Origin of the sequence: Pseudomonas sp. BIGb0176 (genome assembly GCF_024810175.1) — a bacterium.
GTDB classification, from domain to species: domain Bacteria; phylum Pseudomonadota; class Gammaproteobacteria; order Pseudomonadales; family Pseudomonadaceae; genus Aquipseudomonas; species Aquipseudomonas protegens.
Window position 1 is genome coordinate 199424 of sequence record NZ_JANUEC010000001.1, and the last position, 18938, is coordinate 218361.

The 18938-nt window shown below is 59.7% G+C and carries 14 protein-coding genes and 3 tRNA genes; 13 read left to right on the plus strand and 4 right to left on the minus strand.

Annotation, left to right across the window (positions count from 1 at the left end):
* Nucleotides 1-28: 28 nt before the first annotated feature.
* Nucleotides 29-883, minus strand: a complete 855-nt coding sequence (gene folD, locus M2395_RS00745) for a bifunctional methylenetetrahydrofolate dehydrogenase/methenyltetrahydrofolate cyclohydrolase FolD (RefSeq protein WP_011062276.1) — start codon at nt 881-883, stop codon at nt 29-31.
* A gap of 280 nt (nt 884-1163) precedes the next feature.
* On the opposite strand from folD, the gene M2395_RS00750 reads away from it, so the two are divergent.
* The 9 genes from M2395_RS00750 (at nt 1164) to M2395_RS00790 (ending at nt 10414) form a co-directional block, all read left to right on the plus strand.
* Nucleotides 1164-1240: transfer RNA gene (locus tag M2395_RS00750), tRNA-Arg, on the plus strand.
* 32 nt (nt 1241-1272) lie between these two features.
* Nucleotides 1273-1348: transfer RNA gene (locus M2395_RS00755), tRNA-His, on the plus strand.
* Nucleotides 1349-1405: 57 nt separating this feature from the next.
* Nucleotides 1406-1490, plus strand: a tRNA-Leu gene (locus M2395_RS00760).
* Between the two features lie 411 nt (nt 1491-1901).
* Entirely contained in the window at nt 1902-3212 is a 1311-nt protein-coding gene (gene tig / locus M2395_RS00765) for a trigger factor (RefSeq protein WP_011062275.1), read from the plus strand.
* A gap of 92 nt (nt 3213-3304) precedes the next feature.
* Nucleotides 3305-3940, plus strand: a complete 636-nt coding sequence (clpP, locus tag M2395_RS00770; RefSeq protein ID WP_011062274.1) for an ATP-dependent Clp endopeptidase proteolytic subunit ClpP — start codon at nt 3305-3307, stop codon at nt 3938-3940.
* A 112-nt stretch (nt 3941-4052) separates the two neighbouring features.
* Entirely contained in the window at nt 4053-5336 is a 1284-nt protein-coding gene (gene clpX, locus M2395_RS00775) for an ATP-dependent Clp protease ATP-binding subunit ClpX (RefSeq protein WP_011062273.1), read from the plus strand.
* A 162-nt stretch (nt 5337-5498) separates the two neighbouring features.
* Nucleotides 5499-7895, plus strand: coding sequence for an endopeptidase La (lon, locus tag M2395_RS00780; protein WP_011062272.1), 2397 nt, complete (start codon nt 5499-5501; stop codon nt 7893-7895).
* A gap of 148 nt (nt 7896-8043) precedes the next feature.
* On the plus strand, nt 8044-8316 hold the full coding sequence (locus M2395_RS00785; protein ID WP_011062271.1) for an HU family DNA-binding protein: 273 nt from the start codon (nt 8044-8046) through the stop codon (nt 8314-8316).
* A 226-nt stretch (nt 8317-8542) separates the two neighbouring features.
* A complete protein-coding gene (locus M2395_RS00790; protein WP_015636349.1) occupies nt 8543-10414 on the plus strand; it encodes a SurA N-terminal domain-containing protein in 1872 nt (623 codons plus the stop codon).
* Nucleotides 10415-10483: 69 nt separating this feature from the next.
* On the opposite strand, the gene M2395_RS00795 is transcribed toward M2395_RS00790, so the two are convergent.
* Nucleotides 10484-11449, minus strand: a complete 966-nt coding sequence (locus M2395_RS00795; RefSeq protein ID WP_053159507.1) for an AraC family transcriptional regulator ligand-binding domain-containing protein — start codon at nt 11447-11449, stop codon at nt 10484-10486.
* Between the two features lie 66 nt (nt 11450-11515).
* Here M2395_RS00795 and M2395_RS00800 point away from each other — a divergent pair, with 66 nt between their 5' ends.
* Complete coding sequence (locus M2395_RS00800; RefSeq protein WP_123430457.1) at nt 11516-12394, plus strand: sterol desaturase family protein; 879 nt, start codon at nt 11516-11518, stop codon at nt 12392-12394.
* Nucleotides 12395-12452: 58 nt separating this feature from the next.
* Here M2395_RS00800 and M2395_RS00805 read toward each other — a convergent pair whose 3' ends face one another.
* On the minus strand, nt 12453-13658 hold the full coding sequence (locus M2395_RS00805) for an MFS transporter (RefSeq protein ID WP_047337323.1): 1206 nt from the start codon (nt 13656-13658) through the stop codon (nt 12453-12455).
* Nucleotides 13659-13782: 124 nt separating this feature from the next.
* On the opposite strand from M2395_RS00805, the gene M2395_RS00810 reads away from it, so the two are divergent.
* Nucleotides 13783-14682, plus strand: a complete 900-nt coding sequence (locus tag M2395_RS00810; RefSeq protein ID WP_011062266.1) for a LysR family transcriptional regulator — start codon at nt 13783-13785, stop codon at nt 14680-14682.
* Nucleotides 14683-14774: 92 nt separating this feature from the next.
* Nucleotides 14775-15620: a DUF2242 domain-containing protein gene (locus M2395_RS00815; RefSeq protein ID WP_015636345.1), complete on the plus strand. Its 846-nt coding sequence runs from the start codon at nt 14775-14777 to the stop codon at nt 15618-15620.
* Between the two features lie 5 nt (nt 15621-15625).
* Here the strand turns inward: M2395_RS00815 and aceE are convergent, their stop codons facing one another.
* On the minus strand, nt 15626-18301 hold the full coding sequence (gene aceE / locus M2395_RS00820) for a pyruvate dehydrogenase (acetyl-transferring), homodimeric type (RefSeq protein ID WP_077934514.1): 2676 nt from the start codon (nt 18299-18301) through the stop codon (nt 15626-15628).
* A 160-nt stretch (nt 18302-18461) separates the two neighbouring features.
* Between aceE and M2395_RS00825 the strand changes: the two genes are divergently transcribed.
* Entirely contained in the window at nt 18462-18932 is a 471-nt protein-coding gene (locus tag M2395_RS00825; protein ID WP_053152753.1) for a MarR family winged helix-turn-helix transcriptional regulator, read from the plus strand.
* The last annotated feature ends 6 nt before the right edge of the window (nt 18933-18938 follow it).

The following is an 18938-nucleotide window of genomic DNA, read 5'->3' on the forward strand; positions in this document are numbered from 1 at the left end:
GCGGGTTTTCTGTTGCGGGGCAGCAAACTCAGCTGTGCAGCGATTCGGCTGCGTACAGCGTGTTTTCCAGCAGGCAGGCGCGGGTCATGGGGCCGACGCCACCAGGTACTGGAGTGATCCAGCCGGCGCGGGGCAGGGCGGTTTCATACACCACATCACCCACCAGCTTGCCGTCGTCCTGGCGATTGATGCCAACGTCGATGACGATTGCGCCTTCCTTGATCCACTCGCCCTTGACCAGGCCCGGCTTGCCGGCGGCTACGACTACCAGGTCGGCACGGCCGACATGACCAGCCAGATCCTTGGTGAAGCGGTGGGTCACGGTCACGGTGCAACCGGCCAGCAGCAACTCCATGGCCATCGGGCGACCAACGATATTGGAAGCGCCGACAACCACTGCATCCATGCCGTACAGATCGGCACCGGTGCTTTCCAGAAGGGTCATGATGCCCTTGGGGGTGCAAGGGCGCAGTAGTGGAATGCGCTGGGCCAGGCGACCGACGTTATAAGGATGGAAACCGTCCACGTCTTTGTCCGGGCGAATACGCTCCAGTAATAGAGAAGCGTCCAGGTGCTCGGGAAGCGGCAACTGCAGCAGGACGCCATCGATGTTCGGGTCATCGTTGAGGCGGTCGATCAAGCCGGCCAGGTCCTCTTGAGTGGTGTTGGCGGGCAAGTCATAGGCTTGGGAAAGGAAGCCGACCTCTTCGCAGTCTTTACGCTTGTGCGAGACATAAACTTGAGAGGCCGGGTCGCTGCCGACCAGAATCACCGCGAGGCCTGGAGTACGCAGGCCTTGCTGGCGACGCTCGGCGACGCGTTTGGCGATCTGCTGGCGCAGGCTAGCGGCGATCGCCTTGCCGTCGATTAGTTGTGCAGTCATGACGCGTGATTAACCATCGAGAGGGTGAGAAAAAGAGAACGCATTCTCGCATGTCGGAACGTGAGGGCAAAGGCGCTTGGTCTGCAAATTCCCCTAAGCCCTTTAATTAAATGAATTTTTTTCAAAAAAGAGTTGACGACCTAACGGACCGTCTATAACATTCGTCGCACTTGTCGGGCACAGCCTAGCACTGGTTAAGAAGGTCGGGCAGAGTTGTTGTTTAACTCGTAACGACTGAAAGCAATTAGTTTGTAATCGTTAAAGAATACAGATTAATAAGGCGCCCGTAGCTCAGCTGGATAGAGCATCCGCCTTCTAAGCGGATGGTCGCAGGTTCGAGTCCTGCCGGGTGCGCCATTAGGCAGCTTTGGCACAAGTAACGCAATATGGTGGGCGTAGCTCAGTTGGTAGAGCACAGGATTGTGACTCCTGTTGTCGTGGGTTCGATCCCCATCGTCCACCCCATATTCGAAGAAGGCGCCAGATTAATAGTCTGGCGCCTTTGCTTTAAAAGCTTGTTAAGCGGACGTGGTGGAATTGGTAGACACACTGGATTTAGGTTCCAGCGCCGCAAGGTGTAAGAGTTCGAGTCTCTTCGTCCGCACCAATAAAGTAGCTAGTTAATAGCAGATGACGGCGCAGCACCTGAAAAGGGCTGCGCCGTTTTCGTTTCTGGATTCGATACCTCTAAGTGGCTGCATCCGATGAGCTGGTTGAGTGGCAGAATGTTGTCCTTTGGTCGTTGAAGGTTCCGGGTTTCAGCTATTGGCTGGCGTTTTTCAGGGGTGTGCTGAACGACTCCTTCTATATATAGAAGGGTTGAAGTAGAGGCCCTGGTTTGGTTCGCAATATTTGCTCTCATGGCGAGGCTCAATCCTTTGTCCCCGCCTTCACATTGCCGGCGGTTTTTTACCCGTTTTCAGTAGGGTGACTTCTTGAGTTTGACCCTCTAGAATGCATGCCCTTGATTCTGGGGTCGGAAAACGGCCGGCTAACGTCTGTGCAACGAGGAATATCCATGCAAGTTTCTGTTGAAAATACTTCTGCTCTTGAGCGCCGCATGAGCATCACCGTGCCGGCTGAGCGCATCGAGAGCCAGGTCAACAAGCGTCTGCAGCAGACTGCCCAAAAGGCCAAGATTCCAGGCTTCCGTCCTGGCAAGGTTCCAATGAGCGTGATCCGTCAGCGTTATGAGGCTGATGCGCGTCAAGAAGCAGTAGGTGATGTGATCCAGGCTTCCTTCTATGAAGCCGTTGTCGAGCAGAAACTGAACCCTGCCGGCGCTCCTTCGGTCGAGCCTAAAGTGCTGGAGAAGGGCAAGGACCTGGAGTACGTTGCCACTTTTGAAGTGTTCCCAGAGTTCACCGTTGCCGGTTTCGAAAACATCGCCGTTGAGCGCCTGAGCGCTGATGTGGCTGATGCCGACCTGGATAACATGCTGGAAATCCTGCGCAAGCAGAACGTGCGTTTTGAAGTGGCCGATCGTGCTGCGCAGAACGACGATCAACTGAACATCGATTTCGTTGGCAAGGTCGACGGTGAAGTCTTCGCTGGCGGTTCGGCCAAGGGTACCCAGCTGGTGCTGGGCTCGGGTCGCATGATTCCTGGCTTCGAAGAAGGCCTGGTAGGCGCCAAGGCGGGTGAAGAGCGCGTCCTGAATCTGACCTTCCCTGAGAACTATCAGAACCTGGATCTGGCCAACAAGGCCGCCGAGTTCACTGTGACTGTCAACAGCGTTTCCGAGCCTAAGCTGCCAGAGCTGACCGAGGAGTTCTTCGCTCAGTTCGGTATCAAGGAAGCAGGTCTGGAAGGTTTCCGCGCTGAAGTTCGCAAGAACATGGAGCGCGAACTGCGTCAGGCCATCAAGTCCAAAGTGAAGAATCAGGTCATGGACGGTCTGCTGGCCTCCAACCCGATCGAAGTGCCGAAGGCGCTGCTGGATAACGAAGTTAACCGTCTGCGCGTTCAAGCTGTCCAGCAATTCGGTGGCAATATCAAGCCGGATCAACTGCCAGCCGAGCTGTTCGAAGAGCAGGCCAAGCGTCGCGTGGTACTGGGTCTGATCGTTGCCGAGGTTGTTAAGCAGTTCGATCTGAAGCCTGATGAAGACCGCGTTCGCGAGCTGATCCAGGAAATGGCTTCGGCTTATCAGGAGCCTGAGCAGGTCGTGTCCTGGTACTACAAGAACGAGCAGCAATTGAACGAAGTTCGTTCGGTTGTGCTGGAAGAACAAGTTGTGGATACTGTTCTGCAGAAAGCTAGCGTGACCGACAAATCGGTCTCCTACGAAGAAGCGGTCAAGCCGGTAGAAGCACCTCAAGCCGACTGATTTTCTTCTCGTTCGAAGCACACACCATAAGCCAGCCTTCGCGCTGGCTTATGCGTATTCAAGACGTGACTATTTGGGAGTGACTGCAGAGCATGTTCCGTAATTCGTATATTCAGCAGAACTCTGATATCCAGGCCGCAGGCGGCCTGGTCCCGATGGTTGTCGAGCAGTCCGCTCGTGGCGAGCGCGCCTACGACATCTACTCGCGCCTCCTCAAGGAGCGAGTGATCTTTCTGGTGGGCCCTGTAGAGGACTACATGGCCAACCTGATCTGTGCGCAACTGCTGTTCCTTGAAGCGGAAAACCCGGACAAGGACATCCATCTCTATATCAACTCCCCGGGCGGTTCGGTGACAGCCGGCATGTCGATCTACGACACCATGCAGTTCATCAAGCCTAATGTTTCAACCACTTGTATTGGCCAGGCATGCAGCATGGGCGCGTTCTTGCTGACAGCCGGTGCTCCAGGCAAGCGTTTCTGCCTGCCAAACTCCCGAGTGATGATTCACCAGCCACTGGGCGGTTTCCAGGGCCAGGCATCGGATATTGAAATCCATGCCAAGGAAATCCTCTTCATCCGTGAGCGTCTCAACACGCTGATGGCCAAGCATAGCGGGCGCACCCTGGAAGAAATCGAGCGCGATACCAATCGCGATAACTTCATGAGCGCCGAAGCTGCGCGTGAGTACGGGTTGATCGACGAAGTCATCAACCAGCGCCCCGCTTAAAATAAGCAGCTCAAAATAGGCATGGTCGGTTGTTCCGATCAGTGGCGGGCTTGAAAAAGCCCGCAATAGCCTTCATCTTGTGTTGCAAGCCTATCGGATTTGGATCGAACGAATGACTGACACCCGCAACGGCGAGGACAACGGCAAACTGCTTTATTGCTCCTTCTGTGGCAAAAGCCAGCATGAAGTGCGCAAATTGATTGCCGGCCCCTCGGTCTTTATCTGCGACGAGTGCGTCGACCTGTGCAATGACATCATCCGTGAGGAGGTGCAGGAAGCACAGGCCGAGAGCAGCGCGCATAAATTGCCTTCGCCTAAAGAAATCAGCGGCATCCTTGATCAGTACGTGATTGGTCAGGAGCGTGCAAAAAAGGTTCTAGCAGTAGCGGTGTACAACCACTACAAGCGTCTGAACCAGCGTGACAAGAAGAGTGACGACGTCGAACTTGGCAAGAGCAACATCTTGCTGATCGGCCCTACAGGTTCGGGTAAGACGCTGTTGGCCGAAACCCTGGCTCGCCTGTTGAATGTACCTTTCACCATCGCCGATGCCACTACCCTGACCGAAGCCGGTTATGTGGGGGAAGACGTCGAGAACATCATTCAGAAGTTGCTGCAGAAGTGCGACTACGACGTAGAGAAGGCCCAGATGGGCATTGTCTACATCGATGAGATCGACAAGATTTCCCGCAAGTCTGACAACCCTTCGATTACCCGGGATGTTTCCGGCGAAGGCGTTCAGCAAGCCCTGTTGAAGTTGATTGAAGGCACGGTTGCCTCCGTTCCTCCGCAAGGTGGTCGCAAGCATCCGCAGCAGGAATTCCTGCAGGTCGATACCCGTAACATCCTGTTCATCTGTGGTGGTGCGTTCTCGGGTCTGGAAAAGGTTATTCAAAACCGTTCCACCAAGGGCGGCATCGGTTTCAACGCAGAAGTTCGCAGCAAGGAAGAAGGCAAGAAAGTCGGTGAATCCCTGCGTGAAGTCGAGCCTGACGATCTGGTCAAGTTCGGTCTGATCCCGGAATTCGTCGGTCGTCTGCCTGTCCTGGCGACCTTGGATGAGTTGGACGAAGCGGCATTGATTCAGATCCTCACCGAACCGAAGAACGCCTTGACCAAGCAGTACGCCAAGTTGTTCGAGATGGAAGGTGTTGACCTGGAGTTCCGTACCGATGCCTTGAAGTCCGTCGCCAAGCGAGCCCTTGAACGCAAGACTGGTGCTCGTGGCCTGCGCTCCATTCTTGAAGGTGTTCTGCTCGACACTATGTATGAAATCCCCTCGCAGTCCGAGGTGAGTAAAGTAGTGATCGACGAAAGCGTTATTGAAGGCAAGTCCCAGCCACTGTACATCTATGAGAACAGTGAGCCGACGGCCAAGGCGGCGCCAGACGCGTAAGCGTCGCGCTGTTGGAATGAAAGAAGGGGCCTTCGGGCCCCTTTGTTTTTAGCGCCTTAAAGTGCTGTCTTTGAGCTTGTTTTTTTTCCAGACAGCCCCCATCTTGGTTTCAAGCTTACTTCCATCTGTTTACGGCCTTACGGCCGCCGTAGAGGCGAAATCATGAAGACAACCATCGAATTGCCTCTCCTGCCATTGCGTGATGTTGTGGTTTATCCGCACATGGTTATCCCGCTGTTCGTGGGGCGCGAGAAGTCGATCGAAGCCCTCGAGGCAGCGATGACGGGCGACAAGCAGATTCTCTTGCTGGCGCAGAGAAACCCTGCTGATGACGATCCCGGTGAAGATGCACTCTATCGCGTAGGTACCATTGCGACTGTCTTGCAGTTGCTCAAATTGCCTGATGGCACCGTCAAGGTATTGGTTGAAGGCGAACAGCGTGGTGCTGTTGAGCGCTTCAGCGAAGTTGATGGCCATTGCCGTGCCGAAGTCTCCCTGATTGACGAAGTCGATGCTCCTGACCGTGAGTCGGAAGTGTTTGTTCGCAGTCTGCTGTCCCAGTTCGAGCAGTACGTGCAACTGGGCAAGAAAGTCCCTGCCGAGGTGCTGTCGTCCCTCAATAGCATCGATGAGCCAAGCCGCCTGGTGGATACCATGGCTGCGCACATGGCGTTGAAGATCGAGCAGAAGCAGGAAATCCTCGAGATCATCGATCTGTCCGCTCGGGTCGAGCATGTCCTGGCATTGCTGGACGCCGAGATCGATCTGCTGCAAGTGGAAAAGCGCATCCGTGGTCGCGTCAAGAAGCAAATGGAGCGCAGCCAGCGCGAGTACTACCTGAATGAGCAGATGAAGGCCATTCAGAAAGAACTGGGTGATGGCGACGAAGGGCACAACGAAATCGAGGAGCTGAAAAAGCGTATCGATGCCGCAGGCCTGCCAAAAGACGCCATGACCAAGGCTCAGGCCGAACTGAACAAGCTCAAGCAGATGTCGCCGATGTCTGCCGAGGCGACTGTGGTCCGCTCTTATATCGACTGGTTGGTTCAGGTGCCGTGGAAGGCACAGAGCAAGGTTCGTCTCGATCTGGCACGTGCCGAAGATATTCTCGATGCCGACCACTATGGCCTGGAAGAGGTCAAGGAACGGATTCTCGAATACCTCGCCGTACAGAAGCGGGTGAAAAAGATTCGTGGCCCGGTACTGTGCCTGGTGGGGCCTCCTGGGGTGGGTAAAACCTCCCTGGCGGAGTCGATCGCCAACGCTACCAACCGCAAGTTCGTACGCATGGCCCTGGGTGGCGTGCGTGACGAGGCGGAGATTCGTGGGCATCGTCGGACTTACATCGGTTCGATGCCAGGAAGATTGATTCAAAAGATGACAAAGGTGGGGGTGCGCAACCCACTGTTCTTGCTCGACGAAATCGACAAGATGGGCAGCGATATGCGCGGTGATCCGGCCTCGGCATTGCTCGAGGTGCTGGACCCCGAGCAGAACCATAATTTCAACGATCACTACCTGGAAGTCGATTACGACTTGTCCGATGTGATGTTCCTCTGCACCTCCAACTCGATGAATATTCCGCCGGCCTTGCTGGACCGGATGGAGGTGATTCGTCTGCCTGGCTACACCGAGGACGAGAAGATCAACATCGCGGTCAAGTACCTCTCGCCCAAGCAGATTCAGGCCAACGGCCTGAAGAAGGGCGAGCTGGAATTCGAGCCGGATGCGATCCGCGACATCATTCGCTACTACACCCGCGAGGCCGGTGTACGCGGCCTGGAGCGGCAGATTGCCAAGGTCTGCCGCAAGGCGGTGAAAGAGCATGCGATGGAAAAGCGCTTCTCGGTGAAGGTCACTTCCGACCTGCTGGAGCACTTCCTCGGCGTGCGCAAATTCCGCTACGGCCTGGCCGAGCAGCAAGACCAGATCGGTCAGGTGACCGGGTTGGCATGGACTCAAGTGGGCGGTGAACTGCTGACCATCGAAGCCGCTGTGGTTCCGGGCAAGGGCCAGTTGATCAAGACCGGTTCCCTGGGCGATGTGATGGTCGAGTCGATCACTGCAGCACTGACCGTGGTGCGCAGCCGGGCCAAGAGCCTGGGCATTCCCCTGGACTTCCACGAGAAGCGCGACACCCACATCCACATGCCTGAAGGGGCGACCCCGAAAGACGGCCCCAGCGCGGGTGTAGGCATGTGCACGGCGCTGGTTTCGGCGCTGACCGGCATTCCGGTGCGGGCTGATGTGGCAATGACGGGCGAGATCACTCTGCGTGGTCAGGTATTGGCTATCGGCGGGTTGAAAGAGAAATTACTCGCCGCTCATCGGGGTGGAATCAAGACAGTGATCATTCCGGAAGAGAATGTTCGCGATTTGAAAGAAATTCCTGACAATATCAAGCAGGATCTGCAGATTAAACCGGTTAAATGGATTGACGAAGTCCTGCAAATTGCGCTGCAATACGCGCCGGAGCCCTTGCCGGATGTGGCTCCCGAGATAGTCGCAAAGGACGAAAAACGCGAGTCTGACTCTAAGGAAAGAATTAGCACGCATTAGTACGCATTAGCCTGGGGGGCTTCCTTGACAGCTTTTTAGAGCCCTTGTTATAAAGCGGCTCTTAAGTGTCTGTAGGCCATTCAGCACTCGTTTTTGCTTTCACCAAAAAACTTAGAATCATACTCATAGATATATAAGGGGACTTAGAGTGAACAAGTCGGAACTGATTGATGCTATCGCTGCATCTGCTGATCTCCCGAAAGCTGCTGCTGGCCGTGCGCTGGACGCAGTAATCGAATCCGTTACTGGCGCTCTGAAGGCCGGTGACTCTGTGGTGCTGGTTGGTTTCGGTACTTTCTCCGTAACTGATCGTCCAGCGCGTATCGGTCGTAACCCACAGACCGGTAAGACTCTGGAAATCGCTGCTGCTAAAAAGCCAGGTTTCAAAGCCGGTAAAGCACTGAAAGAAGCCGTTAACTAAGTTTCTTCAGGGTCTTTGCCCATCCGGGTCGGGGTCATGCCTGATCTGGCAGCGGGGCGCTAGTCAACCGGTCTACCACCGGTTCACGCCGAGGGTCGCGGGTTTAACCTTCGTCCGCTCCGCCAGTTACGAGAAGGCGCATCCTCGGATGCGCCTTTCTTCTATCCGGACTCTACCCACGCTCCACGGTTGCTCAAATTGAAGTACAACCGTTTCTGGGGGACGCATGCTGCAGAATATCAGGGACAATTCACAAGGCTGGATTGCCAAAACCATCATCGGGGTTATCGTCGCGCTGTTGGCGTTGACGGGATTCGATGCCATTTTCAAGGCCACTACCCACAATCAGGACGCGGCCAAGGTCAACGGTGAGGAAATCACTCAGAACGAGTTGAGCCAGGCCGTCGACATGCAACGTCGTCAGTTGATGCAGCAGCTGGGCAAAGACTTCGATGCCTCCCTGCTGGACGAGAAGATGCTGCGCGAAGCTGCCCTCAAAGGGCTGATCGACCGCAAGCTGTTGCTGCAAGGTGCGCAGGATTCCAAGTTCGCGTTCTCCGAAGGTGCGCTGGACCAGGTCATTCTGCAAACGCCGGAGTTCCAGGTTGATGGCAAGTTCAGCCCCGAGCGTTTCGACCAGGTGATCCGTCAACTGGGTTACACCCGCCTGCAATTTCGCCAGATGCTGACTCAGGAAATGCTGATCGGCCAGGTACGCGCCGGTCTGGCAGGCAGCGGTTTTGTCACCGACGCCCAGGTGCTGGCATTCGCCCGTCTGGAAAAGCAGACCCGTGACTTCGCTTCCCTGACCATCAAGGCCGACCCGGCAGCGGTCAAGCTGACCGACGACGAGGTCAAGGCGTACTACGACCAGCACGCCAAGGAGTTCATGACGCCGGACCAGGTGGTGATTGATTACATCGAATTGAAGAAGGCCGCCTTCTTCGATCAGGTCAGCGTCAAGGACGAGGACCTGCAAGCGCTGTATCAGAAGGAAATTGCCAACCTGTCCGAGCAACGCCGCGCCGCGCACATCCTCATCGAAGTCAATGACAAGGTGAATGAGGCCCAGGCCAAGGCCAAGATCGAAGAGATCCAGGCACGTCTGGCCAAGGGCGAAAGCTTCGAGGCATTGGCCAAGGAGTTCTCCCAGGACCCGGGTTCGGCCAGCAACGGCGGCGACCTGGGTTTCGCAGGTCCTGGCGTCTATGACCCAACCTTCGAGAAAGCCCTGTACGCCTTGAACAAGGACCAGGTATCGGCGCCGGTACGTACCGACTTCGGTTTCCACCTGATCAAGCTGCTGGGTGTCGAGGCGCCGGAAGTGCCGAGCTTCGCCAGCCTCAAGGGCAAGCTGACCCGGGATCTGAAGACCCAGCAGGTCGAGCAGCGTTTCGTCGAGGCCACCAAGCAACTGGAAGACTCGTCGTTCGAAGCGTCCGATCTGGCACAACCGGCCCAGGACCTGAAGCTGACTGTCCACACCTCCGCGCCATTCGGCCGTGAAGGTGGTGACGGCATCGCAGCCAACCGCGCCGTGATACAAGCGGCGTTCAGCACCGAAGTCCTCGATGAGGGTGCCAATAGCACCGCCATCGAACTGGACCCGGAAACCGTGGTAGTGCTGCGTGCCAAGGAGCACCGCAAACCTGAGCAACTGCCACTGGAAAGCGTTGCCAGTGCCATTCGCACGCAATTGGCCAAAGAGCACGCCAGTGCCGCGGCCAAGACCAAGGCTGAAGAGCTGATCGCCAGCCTGCGCGACGGCAAGACCGCGCTGAACAAGCCGGTGGATGGCCAGGACTGGAAAGTCGCGCACGCCGTGACCCGTGGCCAGGAAGGGATCGATCCGACCGTGCTGCAGGCGCTGTTCCGCATGACCAAGCCTGAGTCCAAGGACAAACCGACCTTCACCAGCGTGACCCTGCCTAATGGCAACCTGTTGGTGCTGCAGCTCAATGGTGTCAACGAAGCCGCTGCGCCGACCGAGGAAGAGAAGGCTCAATACCGTCGCTTCCTGGCCTCGCGGGTAGGGCAGCAAGACTTTGCCGCCTACCGCAAGCAGCTGGAAAACCAGGCGGACATCAAGCGTTACTGATGTCTGACCCACAGTGTTGAAAAGACCCCGGCCGCAATGCCGGGGTCTTTTTTTGGGCTGGAAAAAACTTCAGCCAAGGGCGTTCTTCCAGCGTTTGCGTGCATGCAGGTAGGCCGCCTGATCGTTGTAGCCCAACTGCAGGGCAATCTGGGCCCGGGATTCGCCTTGCAGTTGCAGGTGCATTTCCAGCTCGGCGCGGGTCTGGTCGAGCAATTCGCGAAAGCTCAACCCCTGTTCGTCCAGGCGTCGCCGAAGCGTTCGCGGGGTTTGATGCAGTTGCGCGCAAAGGCTTTCCAGGGTTGGTGAGTGGCCGGCGGCCAGGGCCCGGCGACAAGCCGCTGCCACCTTGGCGGCCCAACCGCTCTGTCGCCGGTGCAGGGCCACCCGTCGATCCAGCTCCTCGCTCAGCAGTTCCAGCATGCCGGCGTGGCGGGTTTGCAGCGGCAGTTGCAGGGTTTGCGGGTCGAAGTAGAAACGGTTGGCCGGGCAATCGAATTCGATCCGCTCGCCGAACCAGTGATGGTACTGCGCGTGATAGGCCGGGCGTGGATGGCTGAAGCAGGCCAGTACCGGCTGCACCGCAAGGCCGGTGCCACGGCGCAACTGAGTGATGGACATGACGCCATAGTGCTCGATCAGGTAGCGGCCGAGTGGCGCCGATGTGTCGATATCAACCTCGACACCGGCCCCCCGGGTATCCGCCACCAGCTGTACCCGGTCGGTATCCGAACCCAAGGGCGCGTAGCGCACCCAGAACGCCATGGACGCGGCGACATCCGGACAGTACAGGCTGGCGTGGGCGATCACGTGCCAGTCCTGGGGGGTGAAGCGTTCGAACAGCTTGAGGCCGATGGCCGGCTCCAGCGCTGCCGCGGCGCGCCACAGCTGCTCCAGCTGCAGCAGGTTGTAGTCCTGCTGGGGGCCGGTGTTCTGGTCATCGAGAAAGCGTTGCAGGACTTCACCCAGGCGCCCGCGATGGAAACGCGGGGTCATGCCCTTGGCCGGATCTCGCGGAATTCTGTCCAGTTCGCGCATAGAGCGGGCTGCCTTGCTGATCTCTAATGGTGGGGCGATGCCCACAAGGATAAGAGCGAGAATGCCATGAACCACGACCTGCTGACCAACAACCCGCTGCTGATCGTTTCGGCGATCTTTGTGTTTTTCATCCTCCTGGAAATCACCTGTTCGGCCTTTGGCCAACCTCGCGGCCAGCGCCGTGATGTGTTGATCGAGGCGGTGGGCTCAAGCCTGTTGCTCGGTGTGACCTTTCCCCTGGTGATGTGGGCCAGCGGCGCGCTCATGCAGCTATCGCTACCCGAAGCAAAGGGAGCACTGGCACAGATCCCCTGGGTACTCGGCCTGCTGCTGTTCCTGGTCTTCGATGACATGACCCAGTACTGGTGGCACCGCTTGACCCACCGCGTACCGGCGCTGTACGCGTTGCATCGCGCGCACCATTCGGCGCCCTACATGAGCATTCGCATCGTCTACCGCAACAACAGCTTCTATTACCTGCTGATGCCCGGCATCTGGTTCTCGGGAGTGCTGATTTATCTGGGGCTGGCGCCGGTCTACTACGGTTACCTGATTCTCAAGATGACGGTGATCTTCGCCGCTCACAGCAGTGTGGCCTGGGATGACAAGCTGTACCGCATCGGTTTTCTGCGGCCGCTGATGTGGTTGCTGGAGCGGGTCGTTTCTACGCCGTCCACCCATTCGGCGCACCACGGCCTATGCGCCGAGGATGGTGTGACCCATTACAAGGGCAACTTCGGCAACCTGCTGTTCCTCTGGGATGTGCTGTTTGGTACGGCGAAGATCACTCGGCGCCGGCCCGTTGCCTATGGCATCGAACACTTGGCACCCGTGAGCTGGACGCAAGAGTTGTTCTGGCCGCTGGTACGCAGCCGTAAAGCCCGCTCCAGTGCAGGGGCGAAGGTAGAGGGCGCCTTGCCGGCGAACCCTGCTTCGCAAGGCTAGGCATTCTTTCACGAGCCCTGGTGCTGGAGCCCCGGCCACCCGAGCCGGGAGCCGGATTTTAAGCTCGGGCAGGGAAGCCCTGGCGCCGGGCGTTCATCGCCACCAGCAGGGTCACCAGCAACAGGGCGGCAATCACCCAGGGGAAGGTGGCCACGCCCGGCCCCTGCAGCAGCAACGCGCCGCCCAGGCCGCCACCGGCGATTGCCAGGTTCCACAGGGTCACCAGCATCGACTGCGCGGTATCGGCGTGCTCGCCGGCGGCCTTGGCCAGCGCAGTCTGCAGCAAGGTGGCCATGCCGCCAAAGGACAGCCCCCAGATAGCGATTGCCCCATAGATTGCCAGTGGCCGGTCGCCGAGCAGGCCCAGCAGCAGGGTCGAGCCGATAAACAGCAGACAGCTGGCCAGTACCAGCTCACGCAGCCAGCGGTCGATCAGCAGGCCCACCAGCCAGATGCTCAGCAAGGCGGCCAGGCCGAACACCAGCAACACCCGCTCGATTTCCCCGCCAAGCCCGGCCGGCTCAAGAAAAGGCGCGATGTAGGTGTAGAGAATGTTGTGGCCCAGCACATAGGCGAAGGTCACGAACAGCACCGGCCGGATCCCCGGCAGGGTCAGGACACGACTCAGCGACAGGCGCTTCTGCGCCCGCAGCCCGGGGAAGTCCGGCACTTGCACCAGTACCCAGCCGATCAGGCCCAGGGTCAGCACAGTCATCACGGCGAAACTCATGCGCCAGCCCAGCAGGGCGCCCAGCCAGGTCCCGGCGGGCATGCCCACCGACAGCGCCAGCGGCGCGCCGAGCATGGCCAGGGTAATCGCCCGGCCCTGCAAGTGTGGCGCCACCATGCGGCTGGCATAACCTGCCACTAGGGCCCAGAGCAAGCCGGCGAAGACTCCGGCAAAGAAGCGCGCCACCAGGATCAGGCTGTATTCGGTGGAGAGGGCCGTGATGCTGTTGACCACGGCGAAACCGCCGATGGCGATCAGCAGCAGGGGCCGGCGCCGCCAGCCCTGGGTGAGGAGGATCAGCGGAATGGCCGCCAGCAGTGAGCCCAGGGCGTAGACGGTCACCAGTTGGCCGATCAGCGCTGCAGACACGCCCAGGTCGGCACTCATCTGCGGTAGCAGGCCGGCGGGCAGGGTTTCGGTCATCAGGGTGATGAACCCGGCAGTGGCCAGGGCCAGCAGGCCGCCGACAGGCAGGCGTTCGTGGGTTGTGGCAGGTACTTGCAAGGGTTCGCAGGCATTGACGCAATTGCTCATGGAAAGGCCCCGATGGGTGGGTTCGGAAGTGAGGGGCCTAGGGTAGGGCGCTGTTCATGGCGGAAAAATAGGCTAAGGTTCCGAACTTATCGGACACAGGTGTCCTTAATTTCGGAGCGACGCGATGGACTGGCTCGGCAGTATCCCGGTGTTTATGCAGGTGGCGGAAACCCGCAGCTTCACCGAAGCGGGGCGCCTTCTGGGAGTCTCTTCCTCGGCGGTTGGCAAAAGTATTGCCCGTCTGGAGGAGCGCCTGGAGACTCGTCTGTTTCATCGCACCACCCGCAGCATCAGCCTCACCGCCGAAGGCGCCGGATTCCTCGAACGCTGCCGCAGGATCGCCGCCGAAGTCGAGGCGGCGGAGTTCCAGCTATGTGACTCTTCCAGCGCGCCGGTGGGCAAGCTGCGGGTCAGCGCGCCGCAGGTCCATGGGTTGTTGATGCCGGTACTGGCCGAGTTCATGCAACGCTATCCGCAGATCGAGCTGGATATCGACCTCTCCGATCGCATGGTGGATGTGGTGGAAGAGGGTTTCGACCTGGTAGTGCGCACCGGCAACCCCAAGGACTCGCGGTTGCTGGCCCGGCAGCTGGGGCGCTTTCGCATGGTGCTGGTGGGCAGCCCCGGCTATTTCCAGCAGCGCGGCGTGCCGCAGACCCCGCAGGAATTGCGCAGTCACTCCTGCCTGCGGCATACCTTTCACCACACCGGCAAGCTCGAGGCCTGGCCCTTCAAGGTTCAAGCGGATGCGCCGGAGCCGGTGCTGCCCACTCGCCTGACCAGCAGCTCCATCGAGGCGGTGGAGCACGCGGCGCGCAGCGGGCTGGGCATTGCCTGCCTGCCGGACTTCATGGTCCAGGCCGCGGTGCGCCGTGGCGAGTTGCAAACCGTGCTCGACCCATACTTGGAGCACAACGGCGCCTTCTGGGTGTTGTGGCCCTCGAGCCGACATGCAGCGGCCAAGCTGCGGGTGTTGATCGAGCACTTGAGCGAGCGACTTTTTCCGGCAAACAGTGGTCAGTAAACTGATGAGAAATTTAAGGCACCAATTACCCGCGCTGCGGGACGCTGATCTGTTGCACAATACGCGCCGGAGCGTTTTCCTCAGGATTCTCGATGTTTAAATCATTTCATCTGCGCGCCACGGCCGGGGTGTTGCTGCTGTCTGCGGTGGCCGGCTGTTCGTCGCACAAGACCGCCATCTACGAGCACGAAAGCTTCGATGATTCCGGCACGTTTTCGCGCAATTACCCGGTGAGCGATGCCGCCTCCTGTGAGGCCGCGCGGCGTGCCCTGCTCAGCCAGGGCTACATCATCACCAGCAACGATCCGAAGCTGGTCAGCGGCCACAAGAGCTTCCAGCAGACCGGCGAGACCCACCTGGAAATCAGCTTCAACGTGGTTTGTGCCCAGGACGGCAGCGGCGACCAGCGTTCGACGATGTTCGCCAACGCCCTGCAGGATCGCTATGCGCTGAAGAAGGTCAACAACTCGGCCAGCCTCGGCGTGGGCGTGCTGGGCTCGGTGTCGATGCCGATCGGCTCTACCGATGATTCGATGGTCAAGGTGGCCAGCGAAACCGTGTCCTCGGCCAAGTTCTATGACCGCTATTTCGCCCTGGTGGAGTTGTTCCTGCCCCAGGAAGCGAAGAAGGCGGCGCATATCGAAGAGAAACCCAAGGCCGACCTCGGGGTTCCCGAGAACAAGCCCGAGGCGCCAGCCAAACCCGAGCCCAAGGCGCAGCCAGTGGTCGAGCCTGCCCCTGTGGCCGCGCCGGCACCCGCCACCGAGCCTGAGCCTGCGGTCTCGCAACCCCTGGCTCCTCCGGTCGAGGCGGCGCCGATAGTGCCGGCAGCCAGCAGCGAGCCAGCGCCCGCCACACAAACCGTCACGCCGCCACCGGCCAGCAACCTGCCGCCGCCCAGCGAGCCGATTCCGGCCCTGCCGAGCAGCGGGCACTAAGGCACCTAGACCGAGCTCGGGTCGACTTTTTCAGCGTCGATCCGATAGCGGCTCAAGGCTTCGCCGACCTGGCTGTAGGGTATCTCCCCGTCATCGGCCAGGGCTTTCAACGCCGCCAGGGCGATGAAATGCCGGTCCACCTCGAACAACTGCCGCAGGTTTTCCCGGGTGTCGGACTGGCCGAAGCCGTCGGTGCCCAGGGCCACGAAGCGCCGACCCTCGACGAAGGGGCGGATCTGGTCGGCGAACAGTTTCATGTAGTCGGTGGCCACCACCAGCGGGCCTTGATGGCCTTCCAGGCATTGCTCGACATAGGCCGCTCGCCGAGGCTGCTGCGGATGCAGCAGGTTCCAGCGCTCCGCCGCCAGGCCCTGGCGGCGCAGTTCGGTGAGGCTGGTGGCACTCCAGATGTCGCTCTGCACCCCGAAGTCCTTCTCCAGCAGCTGCCCGGCGGCGATCACCTCGCGCAGGATCGAGCCGCTGCCCATCAGTTGCACCCGCGGGGCTTTGGCGCCCTGGGCGGTGCTTGAGCTGAAGCGGTACAAGCCCTTGAGAATGCCTTCGCGAGCACCTTCGGGCATGGCCGGTTGCGGGTAGTTTTCGTTGAGCAGGGTGATGTAGTAATACACATCCTCCTGCTGCACATACATGCGCTGCATGCCTTCATGGATGATCACCGCCAGTTCATAGGCGAAGGTCGGGTCGTAGGAGATGCAGCAGGGGATCACCGAGGCGAGGATATGGCTGTGGCCGTCGTCGTGCTGCAGGCCTTCGCCCATCAGCGTGGTGCGCCCGGACGTGGCGCCCAGCAGGAAGCCCCGGGCCCGCGCATCGCCGGCGGCCCAGGCCAGGTCACCAATCCTTTGGAAGCCGAACATCGAATAGAAGATGTAGAAGGGCAGGGTCATGACCTGGTGGTTGCTGTAGGAGGTACTGGCGGCGATCCATGAGGAAATCGCCCCGGATTCGTTCAGGCCCTCCTGCATGATCTGGCCGTCCTTGCTCTCCTTGTAGTAGCTCAGTTGCCCGGCATCCTGTGGGGTATAGAGCTGGCCCACCGCCGAGTGGATGCCGATCTGGCGGAACAGGCTTTCCATGCCGAAGGTGCGCGACTCGTCAGGCACGATCGGCACCACCCGCTTGCCGATCTGCGGGTCCTTGAGCAGGGTGCCGAGGATGCGCACGAAGGCCATGGTGGTGGAGATCGCCCGGTCGCCGGTGTCCTTGAGCTGGGTGGCGAAGGCTTCCAGGGCCGGGATCTGCAGCGGTGCGCAGTCGTTGTAGCGAGCCGGCACATAGCCCCCCAGGCGGCTGCGACAGGCTGCGAAGTAACGGCCTTCCGTGCTGTCCGCCGCGGGCTTGAGGTAGGGCATTTCAGCCAGTTGCTCATCGCTGACCGGCAGTTCGAAGCGATCACGGAAGGCCTTCACTGCCTCGGCCCCCATCTTCTTCAACTGGTGGTTGATGTTCTGGCCTTCGCCGGCCTCGCCCATGCCGAAGCCCTTGACGGTTTTCGCCAGGATCACCGTGGGACGGCCGCTGTGGCGTACTGCGGCGGCATAGGCGTTGTAGACCTTGATCGGGTCGTGGCCGCCCCGGGAGAGCTTCCAGATCTGCTCGTCCGAGAGATCGGCCACCAGCTCCAGCAATTGCGGGTACTTGCCGAAGAAATGCTCGCGCACATAGGCGCCGTTCTGCGACTTGTAGTTCTGATAGTCGCCATCCACGCACTCCATCATGCGCTGGCGCAGCAGGCCGCTGCGGTCCTTCTCCAGCAGCGCGTCCCAGCCGCTGCCCCAGATCACCTTGATCACGTTCCAGCCGGCGGCGCGATACAGGCTTTCGAACTCCTGGATGACCTTGGCGTTGCCCCGTACCGGGCCATCGAGGCGTTGCAGGTTGCAGTTGACGACGAAGATCAGGTTGTCGAGTTTCTCCCGCCCGGCCAGGGAAATCGCCGCCAGGGATTCGGGCTGGTCCATTTCGCCGTCGCCGAGGAAGGCCCAGACCTTGCGCCCCTGGTGCTGCTTGAGCCCGCGCAGTTCCAGGTAGCGCATGAAACGCGCCTGATAGGCCGCGGTGATCGGCCCCAGGCCCATGGATACAGTGGGGAACTGCCAGAAGTCCGGCATCAGCCTGGGGTGCGGATAGGAGGAAATGCCCTGGCCATCGGCCTCGCGGCGGAAGTTGTCGAGCTGGGCGGCGTTGATCCGGCCTTCCAGGTAGGCGCGGCCGTAGATGCCTGGGGAGGAGTGGCCCTGGATGTACACCATGTCACCGTCGAAGCTGTCGCTGCGGCCGCGGAAGAAATGATCGAAACCCACGTCGTAGAGCACGGCTGCCGAAGCATAGGTGGCGATGTGGCCGCCCACGCCCGAATGCTTGCCGGCGCGCAGCACCATGGCCATGGCGTTCCAGCGGATCATCGCGTTGAGCTTGCGCTCGGTCTCCAGGTCGCCGGGGTAGGGCAGCTGCCGCTCGGGGGCAATGGTGTTGATGTAGGGCGTGGTCACCCGGCCATGGAAGTCGCCGTGGCGTGCCACGTCGAAATCCAGCAACTGGTCGATCAGGTAATGGGCCCGCGGGCGACCTTCCACCGTCAGCACCGACTCCAGAGAGTCGAGCCACTCGCGGGTTTCCTGGGGATCGTTATCGAGGGTTGCACTGTTGTTCTGGGTCATACCTGGCTCCGTGTTGGGCGGGGTTCCAGCGCGCGGATTCTTGTGGAATCGGAGGGTATTCGGCGCCGGGAAAAGTAATTGCAATTGCAACTACATGGCCGAATCTATCCCGGCATGCGCTACTATTGCAACCCTTCTTCAAACCTTCGGATGGTGTGGCATGTCTTCAAAAGAGCCCGATGTCTGGTTCCGTTTTGTCAGGGCTCACCGGACGGTGATTCGCGAAATCGAGCGCCGCCTGGCCCAGGCCGGCTTGCCGGCGTACGCCTGGTACGACGCCCTCTGGGGCCTGGAAAGCGGCGCCGAAGGTACCCGGCGCATGCACGAATTGGCCGATGTGCTGGCCATCGAGCGCTACAACCTCACACGCCTGGTGGATCGCCTGGAAAAAGACGGCCTGGTGCAGCGCTCGCGCTGTGAGGGCGATGGTCGCGCGGCCTTTGTCAGCATCACCGACGAAGGCCGAAAGCTGCGCAAGAAGATGTGGAAAATCTACGAGGCGACAGTGGCCGAGCTGTTTCTCTCGCAACTGGACAGCGAGCAGAAACACGCCTTTGCCGATGCCCTGGAACGCACCGCGACCCTGGCTCGGGCGGCGGCCAATGGTGGCGACACAGGCTCTAGGGGCTGAGCCCGG